Genomic DNA, 558 nt, shown 5'->3' on the forward strand with positions numbered 1-558 from the left:
AAGACCGAACAAGATCAAGAACTCAAACAAGGTGAATCGGTCACCATTGTTCATGTTAAAGGGCTAACCTTAACGGTGAAGCCCAATGACCGCCCTAAAGAATAGGAGGCGTTTATGATGCTCTACACTGTTGCTGTGATCGTGGTGCTGCTGTTCGCATTAGCGACACAAATGTTTAAGGTTCTGCGCGAGTACGAACGAGGCGTTGTGTTCTTTCTGGGGCGATTTCAAGAAGTAAAAGGCCCAGGCTTGATCATTTTGATTCCTTTCATCCAACAAATGGTGCGTGTTGATTTACGAACCATTGTGCTGGATGTGCCAACACAAGATTTGATCACCAAAGATAACGTCTCTGTGCGCGTTAACGCGGTGGTGTATTTTCGTGTGGTTGACCCACAAATGGCAATCAACAATATTGAAAGTTACAGCGATGCCACCAGCCAGTTAGCACAAACGACGCTGCGCTCGGTGCTGGGCCAACACGAGTTGGATGAACTGCTATCCGAGCGAGAACGACTCAACAAGGATTTACAGTCCATTCTCGATCAACAAACCGAC

At 47.0% G+C, this 558-nt stretch carries 2 protein-coding genes; both read left to right on the forward strand.

Going from position 1 to position 558, the window contains the following annotated elements; translation table 11 throughout:
* Positions 1 to 105: NfeD family protein (locus R7P74_RS30000; RefSeq protein ID WP_443293526.1), on the forward strand; the 105-nt coding region annotated here is incomplete at its 5' end.
* Positions 106 to 114: 9 nt separating this feature from the next.
* Positions 115 to 558: SPFH domain-containing protein (locus R7P74_RS28390; protein ID WP_318124027.1), on the forward strand; the 444-nt coding region annotated here is incomplete at its 3' end.

The sequence above is a fragment of the Vibrio sp. 2033 genome (assembly GCF_033339735.1).